19 protein-coding genes are annotated in these 18,848 nt (G+C 60.8%); 6 read left to right on the top strand and 13 right to left on the bottom strand.

The features are described 5' to 3' along the window. Positions 1-148 precede the first annotated feature (148 nt). Both U5G49_RS19110 and U5G49_RS19115 read left to right on the top strand, forming a co-directional pair. Complete coding sequence (locus U5G49_RS19110) at positions 149-904, top strand: sigma-70 family RNA polymerase sigma factor (protein WP_018243645.1); 756 nt, start codon at positions 149-151, stop codon at positions 902-904. Next, entirely contained in the window at positions 901-1,701 is an 801-nt protein-coding gene (locus U5G49_RS19115) for an anti-sigma factor family protein (RefSeq protein ID WP_193444339.1), read from the top strand. The genes U5G49_RS19110 and U5G49_RS19115 overlap by 4 nt, the downstream gene beginning before the upstream one ends. A gap of 54 nt (positions 1,702-1,755) precedes the next feature. Here the strand turns inward: U5G49_RS19115 and U5G49_RS19120 are convergent, their stop codons facing one another. Next, complete coding sequence (locus tag U5G49_RS19120) at positions 1,756-2,424, bottom strand: DUF1345 domain-containing protein (RefSeq protein ID WP_018445997.1); 669 nt, start codon at positions 2,422-2,424, stop codon at positions 1,756-1,758. Positions 2,425-2,517: 93 nt separating this feature from the next. Further along, positions 2,518-3,483 (bottom strand): transaldolase, encoded by a 966-nt coding sequence (gene tal / locus U5G49_RS19125; protein WP_018445996.1) that lies wholly within the window; start codon positions 3,481-3,483, stop codon positions 2,518-2,520. Positions 3,484-3,887: 404 nt separating this feature from the next. On the opposite strand from tal, the gene U5G49_RS19130 reads away from it, so the two are divergent. Continuing rightward, positions 3,888-4,913, top strand: a complete 1,026-nt coding sequence (locus tag U5G49_RS19130) for a sugar-binding transcriptional regulator (protein WP_065278088.1) — start codon at positions 3,888-3,890, stop codon at positions 4,911-4,913. Positions 4,914-4,948: 35 nt separating this feature from the next. Here the strand turns inward: U5G49_RS19130 and U5G49_RS19135 are convergent, their stop codons facing one another. Together U5G49_RS19135 and U5G49_RS19140 are read right to left on the bottom strand one after the other, a co-directional pair. Continuing rightward, the gene (locus U5G49_RS19135) at positions 4,949-5,821 is read right to left on the bottom strand and encodes a methylated-DNA--[protein]-cysteine S-methyltransferase (RefSeq protein ID WP_026188532.1); all 873 of its coding nucleotides are present in this window, start codon (positions 5,819-5,821) and stop codon (positions 4,949-4,951) included. A 179-nt stretch (positions 5,822-6,000) separates the two neighbouring features. Then, positions 6,001-6,498, bottom strand: coding sequence for a DUF2244 domain-containing protein (locus U5G49_RS19140; protein WP_018243651.1), 498 nt, complete (start codon positions 6,496-6,498; stop codon positions 6,001-6,003). On the opposite strand from U5G49_RS19140, the gene nth reads away from it, so the two are divergent. Next, positions 6,497-7,303, top strand: a complete 807-nt coding sequence (gene nth, locus U5G49_RS19145) for an endonuclease III (RefSeq protein ID WP_018243652.1) — start codon at positions 6,497-6,499, stop codon at positions 7,301-7,303. The genes U5G49_RS19140 and nth overlap by 2 nt on opposite strands. Here nth and U5G49_RS19150 read toward each other — a convergent pair. After that, positions 7,268-7,846 carry a TetR/AcrR family transcriptional regulator gene (locus U5G49_RS19150; protein ID WP_193444340.1) on the bottom strand — a complete coding sequence of 193 codons (579 nt, stop codon included), beginning with the start codon at positions 7,844-7,846 and terminating at the stop codon, positions 7,268-7,270. The two genes, nth and U5G49_RS19150, sit on opposite strands and share 36 nt — an antisense overlap. Positions 7,847-7,917: 71 nt before the next feature. Between U5G49_RS19150 and U5G49_RS19155 the strand changes: the two genes are divergently transcribed. After that, complete coding sequence (locus U5G49_RS19155) at positions 7,918-8,343, top strand: VOC family protein (protein WP_193444341.1); 426 nt, start codon at positions 7,918-7,920, stop codon at positions 8,341-8,343. Positions 8,344-8,700: 357 nt separating this feature from the next. On the opposite strand, the gene U5G49_RS19160 is transcribed toward U5G49_RS19155, so the two are convergent. Next, positions 8,701-9,414 carry a sulfate transporter family protein gene (locus U5G49_RS19160; RefSeq protein ID WP_018243655.1) on the bottom strand — a complete coding sequence of 238 codons (714 nt, stop codon included), beginning with the start codon at positions 9,412-9,414 and terminating at the stop codon, positions 8,701-8,703. A gap of 237 nt (positions 9,415-9,651) precedes the next feature. On the opposite strand from U5G49_RS19160, the gene U5G49_RS19165 reads away from it, so the two are divergent. After that, positions 9,652-10,506, top strand: coding sequence for a MurR/RpiR family transcriptional regulator (locus tag U5G49_RS19165; protein WP_112905253.1), 855 nt, complete (start codon positions 9,652-9,654; stop codon positions 10,504-10,506). A 91-nt stretch (positions 10,507-10,597) separates the two neighbouring features. Here U5G49_RS19165 and U5G49_RS19170 read toward each other — a convergent pair whose 3' ends face one another. The 7 genes from U5G49_RS19170 to U5G49_RS19200 all read right to left on the bottom strand — a co-directional run bounded on the left by U5G49_RS19170 (position 10,598) and on the right by U5G49_RS19200 (position 18,705). Beyond that, on the bottom strand, positions 10,598-12,181 hold the full coding sequence (locus U5G49_RS19170) for an FGGY-family carbohydrate kinase (protein WP_193444342.1): 1,584 nt from the start codon (positions 12,179-12,181) through the stop codon (positions 10,598-10,600). Then, positions 12,181-12,870, bottom strand: coding sequence for an HAD family hydrolase (locus U5G49_RS19175; protein WP_128404174.1), 690 nt, complete (start codon positions 12,868-12,870; stop codon positions 12,181-12,183). The genes U5G49_RS19170 and U5G49_RS19175 overlap by 1 nt, the downstream gene beginning before the upstream one ends. Before the next feature lie 98 nt (positions 12,871-12,968). After that, positions 12,969-14,450, bottom strand: a complete 1,482-nt coding sequence (locus U5G49_RS19180; protein WP_193444343.1) for a mannitol dehydrogenase family protein — start codon at positions 14,448-14,450, stop codon at positions 12,969-12,971. An 84-nt stretch (positions 14,451-14,534) separates the two neighbouring features. After that, positions 14,535-15,533: an ABC transporter ATP-binding protein gene (locus U5G49_RS19185; RefSeq protein WP_018243660.1), complete on the bottom strand. Its 999-nt coding sequence runs from the start codon at positions 15,531-15,533 to the stop codon at positions 14,535-14,537. An 18-nt stretch (positions 15,534-15,551) separates the two neighbouring features. Next, positions 15,552-16,382 carry a carbohydrate ABC transporter permease gene (locus U5G49_RS19190; RefSeq protein ID WP_018072683.1) on the bottom strand — a complete coding sequence of 277 codons (831 nt, stop codon included), beginning with the start codon at positions 16,380-16,382 and terminating at the stop codon, positions 15,552-15,554. A 1-nt stretch (position 16,383) separates the two neighbouring features. Then, positions 16,384-17,256 carry a carbohydrate ABC transporter permease gene (locus U5G49_RS19195; RefSeq protein WP_018243661.1) on the bottom strand — a complete coding sequence of 291 codons (873 nt, stop codon included), beginning with the start codon at positions 17,254-17,256 and terminating at the stop codon, positions 16,384-16,386. Between the two features lie 138 nt (positions 17,257-17,394). Further along, positions 17,395-18,705 (bottom strand): ABC transporter substrate-binding protein, encoded by a 1,311-nt coding sequence (locus U5G49_RS19200; RefSeq protein ID WP_018243662.1) that lies wholly within the window; start codon positions 18,703-18,705, stop codon positions 17,395-17,397. Positions 18,706-18,848: the final 143 nt, after the last annotated feature.

Below are 18,848 nucleotides of genomic sequence, written 5' to 3' on the forward strand. Positions count from 1 at the left end.
ATCGCACGCGACCGGTATCCCGCTGCGTGCAGAAAAATCGGCGCCGGCGTGGAATAAAACCACGTGCCGATCGGTCTAGACGGCAAGGGACCGCATTGCATGCCTGCCGGTCTCACGCCTAAATTCGGCTGCTGTTGAGGCAGGGAGGATGATGACAAACGCTCAGATCACCTATCCCGTCGGATCGACCGATTGGACGCTGCTGTTGGCCCGGCACGCGTCAAGAACCCGCATTCGGCCATCAACGCTAGCGGAGTTTCTCGGCGGCGTGGGCCGCCTATTGCACCTCATGGTCTCGGAAAAATCGAGCAGCGATCCGATCGCTTCGACGGCGGATGCGACCATGCAGCACGAGTTCATGCAGCGCTTTCAGGACATGATCGTTCCGCATCTTGACGCGGCCTATAATTTTGCCCGCTTCCTCAGCCGCGACGCAGATGCCGCACAGGATATTGTGCAGGAAGCGTTCTTGCGCGCCTACCGCAATTTCGAAACCTATCGTGGCGGCGATCCGCGCGCGTGGCTCTTTGCCATCGTGAGGAACTGCTGCCATGTCTGGCGCCAGCAGGATCGCCGCAAGGCGCGGTTCGAGCAGCCTATGGGCAATGACGGCTACGCTGACCCTGATGAGGGTGGCGAGTACCAGATCGCCTCGGAGGAGGATTCGCCGGAGACAGAAACGATCCGGCGAAGCGAGCAGCAGCGCGTGCGCGCTGTTATCAGCCGGTTGCCCGAGGCGATGCGGGAAATTCTTGTCTTGCGCGAGCTTGAGGATCTCTCCTACCGGCAGATCGCCGAGATCATCGATGCGCCGATTGGCACTGTCATGTCGCGGCTTGCCAGGGCGCGGCGTGACTTTGGCGAAGCCTGGGATGCATGCAACAAGAGCGAGACCGCAGGATGAGTGAAGCCCAACGGAAAAGCTGCCCGGAATGGCGCGTCATGCTGCACGGCTTTGTCGATGGCGAGCTGGATTCCGCCCATGCAGCGCAATTCGAGGATCATTTTGCCACCTGCGCGCATTGCAGGGCGGAGATGGAAAGGGTCCGTGCCGTGAGAGAGATCATCGATCAGGATGGCGTCAAGTGGCGACCGCCGGAGGCACTGCGTTCGCAGGTCCTGTCGATGTTGTCATTCGAACAGGCCGCGGCGGCGTCCAGCCTGTCCCCGCCGCGCCAGGCGCCTGTCTGGCGCCGTGCCTTGGATTTCATTCGGCAATGGAGCTTCGTGCCTTCGCTCGCCGCCCTGGCGGCAGGCGCCATCCTATTTGTCAACGCGCCGTCGCAGACCGTGCTTTTGCAGGACCAGATCATGGCAAGCCATGTCAGGTCGATGATGGCCGATCATCTGACCGACGTGCTAACCTCGGATCAGCATACAGTAAAACCTTGGTTCAACGGCAAGATCGATTTTTCGCCGCCGGTCAGCGATCTCTCCAAGGATGGCTTTCCGCTGGTCGGCGGACGTGTCGACTATATCGGCGATCGCGCCGTTGCGGCCCTCGTCTACCGGCACCATGGCCATGTCATCAACCTGTTCATCTGGCCGGCGGCATCGGCCGCGCAGACGACGACGGTGCATGACGGCTACAACATGATGCAATGGTCGGATGGCGGGCTCGTGTTCTGGGCGATTTCGGATGTCGCCGCCGGCGACCTGGCCGAGTTCGAGTCCTTCTTCAGGGCGGCGGCGAGAGCATGATGCCTAAAAGTGTGAGCGGTTTTCGCATGGCATCGTGTTCTGCTTTTTTGATGTCTAAAGCAGGCTCGCCCCGACATTGATCGCCAGCGCCAGGATCGTCGTATTGAACAGAAACGATAGCACGGCATGCAACAGCGTCAGCTTGCGCATGCTGGTCGAACTGACCGCGACATCCGCCGTTTGTGCCGCAACGCCGATGGTGAAGGAGAAATAGAGGAAATCCCAGTAACCGGGCTCTTCGATCCCGTCGGGAAACTTGAGCCCGCCCTCCTCGTCCGCCCCGCCATAGAAATAATGGGCATAGTGGATGGTGAAGAGCGTATGCAGGAAGATCCAGGAGATCAGGATCGTCAGAACCGCGGCACCTGCCCGCGCCAGCGCGACGTCAGGTGCCGCCTCCTTGATCGAGTGGAGCTCAAGGCCGATGCCGGCGATGCTGGCAAGTGCCGCACCGATCGAAAGAGCCAAGAGGACGGTGTCGGAGAAGTCGAGATCCGCGGAGCGTTTCCGGATGCTTTCGACCGTCGCCCGCAGCATCTTGCGCCAGCTGAGAGCGACAAAAACGCCAGCGCTGACATTCCAGCCGAACAGGATGTTGCCGGCGCTGACTTCGCGCGACGTCAGAAGCAGGAAGACCACCAGTCCGGCAAGGGCGGCGATGATGAAGCTCGCATGCTTGTAGGCAAATGCCGCCAGCGAATTTGCTCGTTCCTCATCCGCCATATCGGTCTCCGACAGCATATGCGCTTGATAACACCACGAAAAAGGCGCGCCTGCCAGCCGGCAGCCGCGCCTCCGAATGCATGCCGTGCCTTATCAGGCGGCGGCGAGCTGCAGTTCCTTCTGCACCATGGTGCGCAGCGTTCCCAGATCCTTGGCGAAGGCGCGGATGCCTTCGGCGAGTTTTTCCGTCGCCATCGCATCTTCGTTCATCATCCAGCGGAAGGTCTTCTCGTCGACCGAGACCTTCGGATCCGGCTTGCGGCTGTCCGGCGAGAGCTTGCGCTCCAGCTTGCCTTCATCCTTGGCCAGTTCGTCGAGCAGGTTCGGGCTGATGGTCAGGCGGTCGCAGCCGGCCAGGGCTTCGATTTCGCCGGCGCTGCGGAAGGAGGCGCCCATGACGATCGTCTTGATGTCGTTCGCCTTGTAGTAGTTGTAGATTTCACGGACGGAGATGACGCCCGGATCTTCCTCGGCAGTGTAGTCCTTGCCGGTCGACTTCTTGTACCAGTCGAGGATGCGGCCGACGAAGGGCGAGATCAGGAACACTTTGGCGTCGGCGCAAGCGATCGCCTGGGCCTTGCTGAAAAGAAGCGTCAGGTTGCAGTCGATGCCTTCCTTCTGCAGGACTTCCGCGGCGCGGATGCCTTCCCAGGTGGAAGCGAGCTTGATGAGGATGCGGTCCTGGCCGATGCCGCGATCTTTGTAGGCGGCGATGATTGCGCGCGCCTTGGCAAGCGAAGCCTCGGTATCGAAGGAAAGATCGGCGTCGACTTCGGTCGAGACGCGGCCTGGGACGAGCTTCACCAGGGCTGCGCCGACGGAGATGGCGAGACGATCGGCGACGGCTGATGAAACGGCTTCGGGATTGCCGCCCTGTTTCTTGCCCCAGGCGACGGCTTCCTTGATGGCGTCAGCAAACATCGGCGTGCCGAGAGCCTTGAGCACGATGCTCGGGTTCGTCGTGCAATCCACAGGCTTCAGGCGTGCGACGGCTTCGATGTCGCCGGTATCGGCGACAACGGTGGTAATCTCGCGGAGTTGGTCAAGCTTGGATGTCATGGTCAATAATCCTTGTTGAACTTGGGCTGCGACCGGCGCGAGTTCCGCCGGGCAAAGGTGATCTACCGACAGGTTGTTTGCATGCTGCAGGCGAAAATGCGCGCATCCGTCACGGATGATTCACAAACGTGAAGGACGGTAGCCGTGTTCCCGAACGCAAGCGATGCCGCTTGCGGCTGGAAGGCCGGTCGTGACTTTCGGCATGCCCGCACTATGTCCTCCTCGGACGGACAAGAACGACGTGTGTCACCCGGACTATCGCCATTCGCCTAACGAAAAGTCAAGGACATTTGTGCATTTCAATTGACATAAGTGTCACAATCGTCATTATCCCGGCAACAAAAGCGTCGCTAAGGCCTTTCATCCCATGAGGGATCTAGGGCAGGAAATCGTGCGGAGGAGATGTGGTCAAGCTCAAACGCGGCACGCACACGGCCTATTCGGAGGCATCCTCGCTGCGGCTAAGGGCGGCATGGCTCTATTACAACGAGGGCTTGACCCAGAAGGACGTCGCCGAACAGCTCGGCATCAGCCGCACGACGGTGATCCGCCTGCTCGACGAGGCGATGAAGCGCAGCGAAGTCCAGATCTGGATCAACGATTCGATCGGCGACTGCGTTGAACTTTCGGTGAAGCTGGAGCGTGCCTATGGCCTCGACGAGGCGATTGTCGTCCCTGCGCCGGTCAATGGTGACGTCAATTCGCTGGCTAAAAATGTCGGCCTGGCGCTTGGCCAGTTCCTCTCCGAAGCCATCCCCGACGACTATACCATCGGCGTCGGCTGGGGCCGCACCATGACCGCCTCGCTGTCGAGCTTCCGGCCGCCGCGCCGCGCCAATTGCAAGGTCGTCTCGCTGCTCGGCGGCATCGTCGCCGTGCACCAGACGAACCCGATCGATTACACATGGCGGCTGGCAAACCAGCTCGGCGCCGAATGCTACATGTTCCTGGCGCCGCTTCTCGTCGATTCCATCGAGACCAAGCGGAATCTGATCGAGAAATGCGGGCTGGACACGATCTATCGCCTCGCCGAGAACCTCGATCTGGCGATCGTCAGCTGCGGCGATATCGGCCCGCATTCGACCTCGCTATCGGAGGGCTGGATATCAAAGGCCGAGTTGCAGCAATTGATCGATGCCGGCTGCGTCTGCGACACGATGTTCAACTTCCTCGACAAGGACGGCAATTCGGTTGACCATTCGATCAATCGGCGCGTCATGTCCGTCGATCTCGACACGCTGAAGGAGGCCAAGCACATCGTGCTCTCCTCCGGCGGCGCCCATCGGGCCGTGGCAATCCGTGCGACGATCAAGCGCATCGGCTGCAACACGCTGATCACCGACGAAAGTGCTGCCCGGGCATTGCTGGAACTGGCCGAGACATCACCGTCTGCCACTTCTCCCCAGCAGGGAGAACTGCCGGAGCGATAAGCGGCGAACGACCCGCCTCCGCCCAGGAAACCCGCTCAGGCGTGCGCCGATTCCCAGCCGAGCATCGCCCGTTTGCGGGTGAGGCCCCAATGGTAGCCCGTCAGCGCGCCATTCTTGCCGAGCGCCCGATGGCAGGGCACCACGAAGGAGATCGGGTTTGCCCCGACCGCCGCACCAACGGCGCGTTGCGCCGTCGGCCGGCCGATATCGTTGGCGATATCGGAATAGGTGACCGCCTTGCCGAACGGGATTTTCAACAGGCTCTGCCAGACGCGCACCTGAAAGTCCGTGCCGATCAACACGACACGCAGCGGCTGGTCCGAGGACCATTTGCCGGGCTCGAAGATGCGGGCGGCATAGGGAACCGTCGCCTGCAGGTCTTCGACATAACAGGCATTCGGCCAGCGGCAAGTCATATCCTCGAGGCAGGCCCTCTCGTCGCCGGAATCGCTGAAGGCAAGGCCGGCAAGGCCGCGGTCGGTCACCATGATCAACGCCACGCCGAAGGGGCAGATGTGGAAGCCGTAGCGGATGGTGAGACCACCGCCCTTCGCCTTCCATTCTCCGGGCGACATCGCCTCATGCGTGACGAAGAGGTCGTGCAGGCGGCTCGGCCCGGAGAGACCGACCTCAATCGAGGTCTCGAGCAACGGCATGTCTTCCCCACGCAGCAATCGCTTGGCGTGGTCGAGCGTCACCGCCTGCAGGAAGCCCTTGGGCGACAGGCCGGCCCACCGGGTGAAGGTCTTCTGCAGCTGGGTCGGCGACTGGTTGAGCCGTGCCGCGATCGCCTCCAGCGAAGGCTGGTCGCGGTAATCCTCGGTGATGAGTTCGATTACCCGACGGACAATGTCATAATCAGGGCCGTCAGGCGTGATGTCTGTCTGCAGGTTGGCAATCATATTCATCGTCTTTCTCCTTGTCACAAGGAGATAGTCAATATGGGGTGAGCAAACCACCCGATTCTTGCGTAGCCGCTGGATAGAGCAATTCCAGGAAAAGTGCGAAGCGGTTTTCCGTCTGGAATTGCGTAAAAGCAAAAGCTAGAGCGGTTCTGCGCTTCCGTGAAAAGCTGAACCGCTCTAGCTCAGATCCGCTGCTTGACCGTCGCCAGTGCTCCCTTGAAGGCCTTGGCGAAGCTTTCGCGATCGTCGGGATTGAGGAAGGAGCCGATATCCGTGCGCCGGCCCTCACCGAAGATATGCATGGAAAGAATGCCGATCTCCTGGTGCCGGCGAACGAGGAAGCGTGCCCAGAACGGATTGAAATGATGCTCTACCATCCGTCCCGATGGCGTAAACTTGCGCACCGACACGTCCATACGCGACACCGTCACCTGTTCGCGCGCTTTTCCGGAGCGGTAATTCAGCCAGAAGGCGCCGTAGAGAAGCACGAAATCCAGTCCGAAGAAGAAGCCTATCGGCCAGGCGCCTGTCGCGATGAAGAACATGCCGTAGAGGAAGCAGACCGCACCGGACAGGGCAAGCAGCACCTTGAAGCCCCGGCGGCCAAGTGACCGGTGGGGAAAGAGTTCGGCAGCGAAAACAGGCTGCTCGTTGGAGCTGTCGGCGTTGCTTTCCATCATGGCTGCTGAGTATAGAGTTTCCATGGCAAATCCGAAACTCAAATCCGTTACCAAGACGCCTCAGGATACGAAAGTGATCGTCAGCCGCAAATCGGCGGCAGCGGTGCGCACCGCCTATTCACTGGCCGAGCGAGAGGAAATCTTCCGTCGCTTCTCGGTGCAGCGGCCGGAACCGAGGGGCGAGCTCGAGCACACCAACCCCTTCACGCTCGTCGTCGCCGTCGCGCTTTCGGCGCAAGCGACCGATGTCGGCGTCAATAAGGCGACGCGCGCGCTCTTCAAGGTTGCCGATACGCCGGAAAAGATGCTCGATCTCGGCGAGGAGCGGCTGCGCGATTACATCAGGACGATCGGCCTCTACCGCAACAAGGCGAAAAACGTTATCGCACTCTCACAGATGCTGGTCGACCAATTCGGCGGCAAGGTGCCGGAGACGCGCGACGAACTGGTGAGATTGCCGGGCGTCGGCCGCAAGACCGCCAATGTCGTGCTTTCCATGGCCTTCGGCCAGGCGACGATGGCCGTCGATACGCACATCTTCCGCATCGCCAATCGCATCAGGCTTGCCCCCGGTAAGACGCCAGACGAGGTCGAGGCGCGGCTGATGAAGGTGATCCCGAAGCATTACCTCTATCACGCCCATCACTGGCTGATCCTGCATGGTCGCTACACCTGCAAGGCGCGCCGGCCCGAATGCGAGCGTTGCGTCATTGCCGATCTCTGCAAATCGCCGGAGAAGAGTTGGGATGTGCCGGCGCCGCTCGTCGAGCTACCACCACAGATGATCGGCGAGGCCGTCGAGTAGAACAGCGATCGCCTGTTCGTAATGCCGCCTCTCAGCGCCCGCCTCGATCGCGATCGCCGCGCGATCGAAGGCCGCCGATAGCAGCGACGTCAACGGTTCGAGCATAGCGCCGGCCTTCGGAAGCATGGCTGCAAGCCCTGCCCGCAGCGTCGCTTCCGCATTCTCTGCATCGATCGCCGCGGTCGCCGACAAGCCGAGAACGGCAGGTGCCTCGATCAGCAGCAGCCGCGTGCGCCCTTCCGCCCTCATCGCATCGAAATAGGCCGAGGCACCGGCGATCAGCGTGGCACGCGGCGCGTCGTAAGACGCCGAGCGCGCCTCGATGGCCTCGCCCACCGCTTTCGCCTCGCATTCGATAACCGCGCGAAAAAGCGCCCTCTTGTCTTCAAAATGATGATAGAGCGCGCCACGCGTCACTCCCGCCGCCGCCACGATCTCCGGCGTCGCGGTTTCGGCATAACCTTTCTCGACGAAGAGACGCCGACCGGCGTCGATCAGCGCCTGTCTCGTCTGTTCCGTTCTCTCGCGATTGCTGCGGCTCATACGCTCTCTCGAATGTATGTTAATAGGCAAAAACATACAGATTGCATGTAAATGCAAAGGAGGAAAAAGAGATGAAATCGACGAGCTATTATCCTGTCATCATGACCGACGACGTTGCCGGCACCGCCAGCTTCTATTGCAAGCATTTCGGCTTCAAAGCTCTGTTCGAGAGCGACTGGTACGTTCACCTGCAATCGCCAGAGAATGAGCACATCGCGCTTGCCATCCTTGACAGCAGCCACGAGACCATCCCGACTATAGCCCGCGGCAAGGTGTCTGGCCTGCTCCTCAATTTCGAGGTCGCCGATGTCGATGCAATCTATGCAGCCTGCCGGAGCGCCGGCCTGCCAATTCTCAGAGAAATCCGCGACGAGGATTTCGGCCAGCGGCATTTCATCACTGCCGATCCGAACGGTGTGCTGATCGACATCATCAAGCCGATCCCGCCGAGCGCTGAATTTGCGGCGATGTACGACGTCTCCGCCCTGCCTGGTTGAGCCTTGGAGCCTTTCCGGGTTAGATTGCAGCATTCTGCCGGAGCAGGTTTTCGTCAGGGCAAAGGCGATTGGCGAAGGGCATACCTCCTGGTACGTCCGAGCCCATCGCCTTTGATCCTGGCGGAAAGATGCCCGGCCCACCGGCCGCACTGCTTCGCCATGCGAAGCAATAGGTGCGTCCGGCGATTCTAAAGTCTTGCAGATTTGCCCGGCAAATCTGCGGGAGGGTTGGCTGAAACGGGCCGGCTGATCGACCGGCCGGCTTGGCCGTAGAGCTTGGCTACGACGCGCGCCGACCGGTCGATCATCCGACTCCGTTTGAGCCAACAGAATGCTTCAATCTAACCCGGAAAGGCTCTAGGTCCGCAAACCGGTATCCCGTGCGGAAACCAGTTTGTGCAGATGCACCATCATGCCGGCGGCAAAAAGCGGTGTCAGCAGATTGACGATCGGGATCGCCAGAAAGAGGGCGATCACCAGCCCGCCGAGAAAGACGGTGGAGGCATGCTTGGCGCGGAAGAGCCGTGCCTCATCAGGCGAACGGGAGCGCATAGCGGCGAATTCGAAGAACTCCCGTCCGAGCAGATAACCATTCACCAGAAAGAACGCGACCAGATTGACGCCGGGGATAAACAGCAACAACAATGCCACGATATTGCCGAGGATCACCACGCCGAGGAACTTGATCGAGCTTGCCATCGCCGGACCGAGCGGCATGGCGGTGCCCGGCGCGTCCTTGGGATAGTCGCGCTTTTCGATGACATCGGCGACATCGTCGAGAAACAGGCCGGCGATCAGCGCCGTCACCGGCGACAGCAGCAACGCCAGCATCAGCGCAAGGCCGATACCGGCAAGGATCGCGAAGAGGAAAGCGAGCCACCCCGCCCAATCCGGCATATCGGGAAAGAAGCCCGTGAGCCAGGGAAAGAGGAAGGCCATGAAGGCCCCGCGCAAAGCGAACCAGAGGCCGACGAGCACGAGAATCGTCAGGCCGAGCACCTTCCAGAAGACAGAACGTGTTTCCGATGCGAATAAATTGGCGAGCGAAAGTCGAGCGGCGTCAAGAATCATGTCTCAGGCGTCTCCGGTTGCGCCGAAGATGTAAGAAAGGTGGAGGCCATCGACAAGAGAGAATAAAATTGCATTCTGTAATAGAAAACTTGTCGAAAACTGAATGCTAATATAATATTGTAAGGCATCTAAAATACGCATGGGCCTGAGAAGCAGCTTCCGAGAATAGTTGCAAAGACAAGGGCGCGCAACAGCGCACCCCCGGAACGCCTCTGAGGGAAGACGGGGGAGGCTGATGTGGAAGACTTTGTGCACAAACTCAGGCAATACGCAAAAACCGGCACGCCGGCGGAACGCCGTATCGCGAAATATTTCACCGAGCACCTGAACGACCTGCCGTTCGAGACGGCTGCGTCCGTCGCCGACAGGCTGGATCTTTCGCCGATGACCGTCGGGCGCTTTCTGCGCGCGCTCGGCTATCAGGGACTGGACAGCGTCAAGGTGGAGATTCGCGAGACCGTGACGACATCGCCGGCGCAATTGCAGAGCGCTATGAGCGAGCTGCATGCGGACGCCGCGGAGGGTAAACCGCTCGCCGTGCTGGTCGCCGAACAGATTCAGGCCCTCCATCATATCTATCATCTGACGGCGCAGCCGCACTGGTCAGAAGCCGTCGGCTTGATCAGCACCGCCCGCGAAGTGTCGATCGCCACTCATGCGCGGCTCTCCAGCCTGGCCAATCATTTCTGTCAGCGGCTGACGCAAGCCCGCGACGGCGTGCGCACCCTCGACGCCGCCGACAATCGTTTTGCGGAACTCTTCGCCCGGCTGGCAGTCGACGACGCGCTGCTTGTCATCATCGATTGCCGCCGCTTCGCCAAGGCACGGCTGCTTGCCAGAACGGCGCGGCGCTACGGCTATAAGGTCGTGCTCATTTCGCCGCAGCAAGCGGACTGGATGGCGGACCAATCGAACGTCATGCTGCCCTTGCCGCCCGCTCGCGCCCCCGATCTCGATAATCTTCCGCCGCTGATTGCGCTGCTCGATTGCCTGTCGGAATCCGTCATCCTCCAAGTCGGAGAGGAGGCGGCGCTTCGCCGCCGACGCATGATGGAATTCGCAACCGTCCTCGGCGAGACGGCAAACCACTAATATAAAAGGCCAGCGCATAACCCCGAAAATCGATACCGATTTTCGGGGTTATGCGCAGATTCAAAGTGTTGGAGCGTCCTTAAGGCGGCGTCTATTGCATTGTTTCCAGTTCGGCGCGGTGCCGGTGCATGGCGAGAAGACGGCGGTAATCACGGTCGTAAAGCGCCTGCTTGGCCTTGTCGGGAAACCGTTCGTCGCCGCCCGGATACATCGCCTCGCCGGCCGCCGCCAGATCCTTGTACAAGCCGCAGGCGACGGATGCTGCGATCGCCGTCCCGAGTAGCACCGCCTCGTTCATCTTCGGCACCACGACCTTGCAGCCGGTCGCATCGCTATAAAGCTCCATCAGCACCGGGTTCTTCACATGCCCGCCGGCAATATGCAGCGTATCGGGCATGTAGCCGTATTCCTTCATCATTTCCAGGATATGGCGGATGCCGAGCGCAATCCCCACCGCAGACCGCCAATAGAGCGCGCAGAGCCCGTCGAAGGACGTATCGAGGGTCAGCCCGCTGACGACGCCGACGGCATGCGGATCGGCGAGCGGCGAGCGGTTGCCATGGAAATCCGGCAGCACGAAGATCCGCGCACCGAAGTCATCGCCCTCCTCGGCCCGCAATTCGGCGATGCGCGCAACGATCTTCTGATGCAGCGCAGCCGTCGGCTCGCCACCGGCCGCATGCATGCGCACGATGTGGTCGAGCAACGCGCCGGTCGCCGATTGCCCGGCCTCCACCAGCCAGGACTGCGGGAAGACAGCCTCGTAATAGGGACCCCACATGCCATGGCTCGGCTTGCGTTCCCGCGAGAAGGTAACGATGCAGCTCGACGTGCCGGCAATCAGCGCCAGCTGATGCTCGCGTTTGACAGGATCGGCAGCGTAGCCGCCAAGCGCGCCGAGTGCGCCGGCATAGGCGTCGATCATCCCGGCAGCGACATGGCAGTCCGTCGTCAGCCCCAGCGCTTCCGCCGCTTCCTGCGTCAGCCGGCCGACGCTGTCTCCGACAGGCGTGGTCTCATCCGGCAGGTGGCCGCGCGCCTGAAGGTCCTCAAGGCCGATCCGTTCCAGGAAATCCTGCTGCCAGCCCCTTTCGAGATGGGCGAGATAGTTCCATTTCGCCGTCAGCGTGCAGCGCGAGCGGGCGGGCGATCCGGTCGATTTCCACGTCATGAAATCGGCGAGATCGAAGAAGTAGCCGGCCTTTTCCCATGTGGCGGGCAGCTTCTTCTTCAGCCACATCAGCTTCGGCATCTCCATTTCCGGCGACATCACGTGGCCGGAATGTTCGAGCACTCTATGCTGCGTCGCCGAGCAGAAATCGGCTTCCTTCAGCGCCCGATGGTCGAGCCAGACGATCGTGTCGAAACGCCTCTCCCCGCCTGTGGAAACGCTGAGCTGCCGGCCCTCGACGTCACGGACGACGAGCGAACAGGTGGCGTCGAAGCCGATCGCTCCGACCGAGGCGGCGGCGATGCCGGATTGCTCCATCGCCCTGCGCACTGCCATGCAGGCGGCCGACCAGATATCTTCGGAATCGTGCTCGGCATGATTTTCGCGCGGCCGGTTCATCACGATCGGATGCTCCGCCTTGGCGAGCAGTCGGCCACGTGCATCGAAGACGCCGGCGCGCGCACTGCCCGTGCCGATATCCACCGCAACCACATGATCACGCATCAAGTCTTGGTCCCGTCCAGCTTATGGTTGCGGACAAGGTGTATCAAATCCGGCATGGCGTCAAACACCACTTCCGGCGAAAGGCGGTCGAGTTCGGCACGGTATCCGGCGAAGTTGGCGTGTGATCCGCCGGTGAAGGCGAAGACCGTCATGCCTGCCGCCTTGGCGGCGGCAACGCCGGCCGGGCTGTCTTCAACGACAAGGCAATGAGCAGGCTCGACCTGCATTTCACGCGCCGCATGCAGGAAGAGATCAGGCGCCGGTTTGCCGCGCTTGACCATCGTCGCGCTGAAGATGTCGGGCAGTTTGTCGAGAAGTCCGGTCACCGACAACGACAGCCGGATTCGCTCCATCTGGCTCGACGAGGCAACGCAACAGGGAACGCCAAGCCCGTCGATCGTCGCGGCGATACCCTCGATCGGCTTCAGTTCCGTCCGAAAACGGGCGTAGAGATCGGTGCGGATACGCTCGAGGAATTCCTCGCCGGCATGAACGTTGAATTCGGTTTCCAGCGTATCGATCAGAGTAGACAGGCTGCGGCCGAGAAAACGCTCATAAGCCTGGTCCTCGGTGATTGAGACGCCGAGATCGTTCATCGCCCCAACGAGCACGCTGATCGAGATCGGCTCGCTGTCAACGAGTACGCCATCGCAATCGAAGATGACCAGCCGTGTTTCAGCATCAGCCATGGAAGACCCAACCTGAGTTCAATTCGGACGTGTTACCGTCCCGCGTCACTCGCAAGGCCGGACCAATGGCGGGCAGCAGATACCGCCATCCGGATTCCTTACACTGCGAGCTTGCCGTCGAGATAGAGCTGCAGCGTCTCCCGCGTGCCCTTTTCCCACAGGGTTTTGAGAGCATAAGCGAAACGCTTGCGGAAAAGTTCGGATTTCGCCACATCGCCGAAAATATCGTCGAAGACGAGGAAGGCCGACGGGTCGTCCTTGGCTTTCAGCGCCGCCGCATGCAGGCGCTCTGCGCTCGCATCGTTGAAGACGATATCTTTGCCGCTGTCGGACTTGCCGGCGAAATAGCGGCACCAAAGAGCTGAAACCAGCGCTAGGCCGACGACGTCCCTGCCCTGGCGCAGATTGTCGAGCGTCGACGGCAGGATGAATTTCGGCTGGCGGTTGGAGCCGTCCTGCGCCAGCCGCGGAATGGTGTCGGCAATCTTCGGATTGAGCAGGCGATGTTCGATCAGGGCGAAATAATCCGTCAGCGACGTGTTCGGCACCGGCGGCACGATCGGGATGATCTCGTCTTTCTCGAGCTTGGCAAGGAACGCGCGGATCAGCGGGTCTTCCATGGAATCATGAACGAAATGAATGTCCATCAACGCCGCCGGATAGGCGATCGCGGCATGCCCGCCGTTGAGGATGCGAATCTTCATGTGCTCGTAGGGCGTGACATCGGGGACGAAGGTGACGCCGACCTTTTCCAGCGCCGGCCGGCCGGCCGTGAACTTATCCTCGAGCACCCATTGCTTGAATTCCTCGCAATAGACCGGCCAACTGTCCTCGATCTGGAAATTGTCCCGGAGGAAATCGACCTCGCGCTGGCTGGTCGCCGGGGTGATGCGGTCGACCATGCCGTTCGGGAAGGCGACATTCGCCCGGATCCAGTCGGCAAAGGCAGGGTCCGAAAGTGCGGCCGTGCCGACGACGGCATTGGCGGTGACGACGCCATTATGGGGAATGTTATCGCATGACATGACGGTGAAGGGACCGATGCCTTTGTCCTTGCGCGCTTTCAGGCCGGCGACGATCAGGCCGAACACTGTCTTCGGCGCGTGGGGATTTTGTCCGTCGGCGGCGATCGCCGGATGGGTCGGATTGAATGTGCCTGATGCGTCGATGAAATAGCCGCCCTCGGTGATCGTCATCGAGACGATGCGGATCTCCGGATCAGCAAGCTTGGCAATGATCGCAGTGGCATCACCGACCGGCAGGATGTCGATCATCGGTGCCGTGACGCGCGCCGCCGTCTTGTTGTTGTCTTGTTCGACCACCGTCGTCAGGAAATCCTGCGCCGCAAGCTTTTCGCGCATGGCGGCATCCGACGGCAGCACACCGGCGCCGACGATCGCCCAGTCGTGATCCGTGCCGGCGTTGAAGAGATCGTCGAGATAGATCGCCTGGTGGGCACGGTGGAAATTGCCGACGCCGAAGTGCACGATGCCGGCTTTCAGCGATGCCCTGTCATATCCAGGGATGGCGGCAGTGCGCGCCACATCCGAAAGCGTTGCCAGCGATAATTTGCACGTCATGTTTCAGTCCTCTTGAAGGTCTTCCGGAAGCGGCCGGGCGCCATTGTCCGGCTCGCATGCCTGCCCCCAGCCCGGCCGCCTGCCTCAGATGGCAAGGCCGCCCTCGTTGAATTTGTGAATACGCGAACGGTCCGGCGTCAGGAAGACCGTGTCTCCCGCTTTGGCCGGGAAGTCGCCGCTACCGCGCGCCGTCACCATGCCGATGCCATCGGCATCAATATGCAGGAAGGTGTCGGAACCGAGATGTTCGGCGACCACGACCCTGCCCTTCCAATCGCCGCTCTCCATCGACAACAGCACATGTTCGGGCCGGACGCCGATGGTATGTGCATTCAGCGCGGCGGCGTGTTGGCCTGTGATGAAGTTCATCTTCGGCGATCCGATGAAGCCGGCGACGAAGAGGTTGCGGGGGCGGCTGTAGAGTTCGAGCGGCGAGCCGACCTGCTCGATATTGCCCCTGTTCAAGACGACGATCTTGTCAGCCATGGTCATCGCCTCGACCTGGTCGTGGGTGACGTAGACCATCGTCGTCTTCAGCTGCTGATGCAACTCGCTGATTTCGAGGCGCATGTTGACACGTAGCGCCGCATCAAGGTTCGACAGCGGTTCGTCGAACAGGAAGGCCGAAGGCTGGCGCACGATGGCGCGGCCGATCGCCACGCGCTGGCGCTGGCCGCCGGACAGCTGGCGCGGCTTGCGTTCGAGATAATCGGTGAGGTTCAGCACCCGGGCCGCATCCGTCACCTTGCGGTCGATCTCCGCCTTGTCGACGCCGGCCATCTTCAGCGGGAAGGCGATGTTGTTGCGCACGCTCATATGCGGATAAAGCGCATAGGACTGGAACACCATGGCCAGGCCGCGCTCAGACGGCGCCTTTTCGGTGGCGTCCCTGCCGTCGATGACGATCTTGCCGCCGGAGACATCCTCGAGCCCGGCGATCAGCCGGAGCAGCGTGGACTTGCCGCAGCCCGACGGGCCGACGAAGACGACGAACTCGCCGTCCTTGATGTCGAGATCGATCGAAGGGATGACCTTGGCTTCGCCGAAGACCTTGGAAACCTTCTGAAGGGTAATGCTGCCCATGTTTCTCTCCCTTTTATGTTATTTCACAGCGCCGAAGGTCAGGCCGCGGACGAGTTGTTTCTGGCTGAACCAGCCAAGGATCAGGATCGGCGCGATCGCCATCGTCGATGCCGCCGACAGCTTGGCGTAAAACAAGCCCTCGGGGCTGGAATAGGAGGCGATGAAGGCCGTCAGCGGCGCCGCCTTCGAGGCGGTGAGGTTGAGCGTCCAGAACGCCTCGTTCCAGGCAAGGATGATGTTCAAAAGCAGCGTCGAGGCAATGCCGGGCACCGCCATCGGCGTCAGCACGTAGACGATCTCCTTCATCAGCGACGCCCCATCCATGCGGGCCGCCTCGAGGATCTCGCCGGGGATTTCCTTGAAGTAGGTATAGAGCATCCAGACGATGATCGGCAGGTTGATCAGCGTCAGCACGATGACGAGGCCGGTGCGCGTGTCGAGCAGACCCGAATTGCGAAACAGCAGGTAGATCGGGATCAGCGCGCCCACAGGCGGCATCATCTTGGTCGACAGCATCCACATCAGCACGTCCTTGGTCCGCTTGGTCGGCGAAAACGCCATCGCCCAGGCGGCGGGAATAGCGATGATCAGGCCGATCAGCGTCGAGCCGAAGGAGATGATCACCGAGTTCATGAAGTGGCTGAGATAGTTCGACCGGCTCTGAACCTCGGCGTAGTTTTCCGTCGTCCAGTGGAAGAACAGGAATTGCGGCGGCGAGGCGATGGCGTCGGCTTCCGATTTGAAGCTGGTCAGAAACGTCCAGAGAATCGGAAAGAAGATCAGGATGCCGAGCGTCCAGGCGATCGCGGTGACGATGAGCTTGCGCTGTGTTGTGACTTTTCTGGCCATCTCAAGCCTCCAGATTCTTGCCGACGAGGCGCACGAGGAAGATCGCGACAATATTGGCGAGGATAACAGCCACGATACCGCCGGCCGATGCCCCGCCGATATCGAACTGCAGCAGCGCCTGGGCATAGACGAGATAGGTAAGGTTGGTGCTGTCGGTGCCCGGCCCGCCATTGGTGGTGACGAGGATTTCGGCAAAGACCGAAAGCAGGAAGATCGTCTGGATCAGGATCACCACGGTGATGGCACGCGCCATGTGCGGCAGGATGATGTAGATGAACTTCGAGATCGGCCCGGCGCCGTCCATTTCGGAGGCTTCCTTCTGCTCCTCGTCGAGCGACTGCAGCGCGGTCAGCATGATGAGGGTAGCAAAGGGCAGCCACTGCCAGGCGACGATCAGAATGACGGAAAACAGCGGCGCATTCGCCAGCCAGTCGATCGGCTGCAGGCCGAGCGCCTTGGCAAGATGCGCAAACAGGCCGTTGACCGGGTTCATGAACATATTCTTCCAGACCAGTGCTGCCACCGTCGGCATGACGAAGAACGGCGCGATCACCAGAATGCGCACGATGCCCTGGCCGTACATCGGCTGGTCGAGCAGCAGCGCAAAGGCGATGCCGCCGATGACGGTGATCAGCAACACGCCGGCGACGAGCAACAACGTATTGATCAGCGCCGCAAAGAAGGCCGGGTCGGACAGGAAGTATTCGTAGTTCAGAAAGCCGACGAAGCTCTCCATGCCGGGGCTGAGCAGATTGTAGTTCAGCAGCGAGAAATAGATCGTCATCACAAGCGGGACGATCATCCACGCAAACAGCAGCAGCACGGAGGGCGCAATCATCAGGCGCGCGGCGGAGCGGGTATGTAACGTTGCCATGGCAATCACCGATCTGGACGGAAGCGGGGAGCGGCCGCAAGGCAGCTTTGTTTGAAAAAAGAGGCCGCCGATGCAGTTCGGGCAATCGGCGACCCAGAGGGGCGGATTGTCAAGGATCCGCCTCTTGCTCAGGAGGTTTTATTTAATGTAGCCGGCTTTGGTCATTTCGCGGGTTGCCAGCTGCTGGGCGCTCTGCAGGGCCTGGTCGACCGAAAGCTGGCCGGCAAGAGCTGCGGAGAACTGCTGGCCCACTGCCGTGCCGATGCCCTGGAATTCCGGGATCGCCACGAACTGCACGCCGACATAAGGGACCGGCTTGACGGTCGGCTTGGTCGGATCGGCCGACTCGATCGAGTCGAGCGTCATCTTGGCGAACGAAGCCGCCTTCTGGTAGTCCGCATTCGCATAGAGCGATTTGCGGGTGCCCGGAGGTGCGTTCAGCCAGCCTTCCTTCTCGGCGACGAGGTTGCTGTATTCCTTGCTGGTTGCCCAGGCGACGAACTTCTCAGCAGCTTCTGCCTTCTGGGTACCCGCCGGGATGGCGAGGCTCCAGGCCCAGAGCCAGTTGCCGCGCTTGCCGAGGCCCTTGTCCGGGGCGAGCGCAAAGCCGACCTTGTCGGCGACCTGCGACTGCTTCGGATCGGCGACGAAGGAAGCGGCAACCGTTGCGTCGATCCACATGCCGCACTTGCCGGTCTGGAACAGCGCCAGGTTCTCGTTGAAGCCGTTGGAGGAGGCGCCCGGAGGGCCGGCATCCTTCATCAGCTTGACGTAGAAGTCGAGCGTGTCCTTCCATTCCGGCTGATCGAACTGCGGCTTCCACTTCTCGTCAAACCAGCGTGCGCCGAAGGAATTGGACATGGCCGTCAGGAAGGCCATGTTCTCGCCCCAGCCGGCCTTGCCGCGCAGGCAGATGCCGTAGATTTCCTTGTCCTTGTTGGTGATCTTGCGGGCAGCGTCAGCGACGAAGTCCCAGGTCGGCGCGTCGGGCATCTTCAGGCCGGCAGCGTCGAACAGGTCCTTGCGGTACATGACCATCGAGCTTTCACCATAGAACGGCGCAGCATAGAGCTTGCCGTCTACAGTCAGGCCGCTGCGGATTGCCGGCAGCAGGTCGTCGACGTCGTAGTTGGCGCCGAGATTGTCGAGCGGCAGCAACCAGTCCTGTTTTGCCCAGATCGGAACTTCATAGGTGCCGATCGTCAAGACGTCGTACTGGCCGCCCTTGGTCGCGATGTCGGTCGTGACCTTCTGGCGCAGCACGTTTTCTTCGAGGGTTACCCATTCAAGGTCGATGCCGGGGTTCTTCGCCTTGAAGTCATCCGTCAGCTTCTGCATGCGGATCATGTCGCCGTTATTCACGGTCGCGATCGTCAGCGTTTCGGCCGAAGCCATGCCGGCAAACGCCAGTGCTGAGCAGGCGCCCAGCAGAAAAGTTCTCAATGTCATAATCTTCCTCCCAGAAGATGGGGTGTGAGCATTCGCTTCGCTCATGGGCAATTACTCAACAAACAACAAAGAATGTCAATCGGCAATCGTTGCTGCAGTGCCGAAGCCAATAGTCATCCCATTGATTTAAATATAATATTTTT

This window comes from Rhizobium indigoferae (genome assembly GCF_034554815.1).
Classification (GTDB): domain Bacteria; phylum Pseudomonadota; class Alphaproteobacteria; order Rhizobiales; family Rhizobiaceae; genus Rhizobium; species Rhizobium leguminosarum.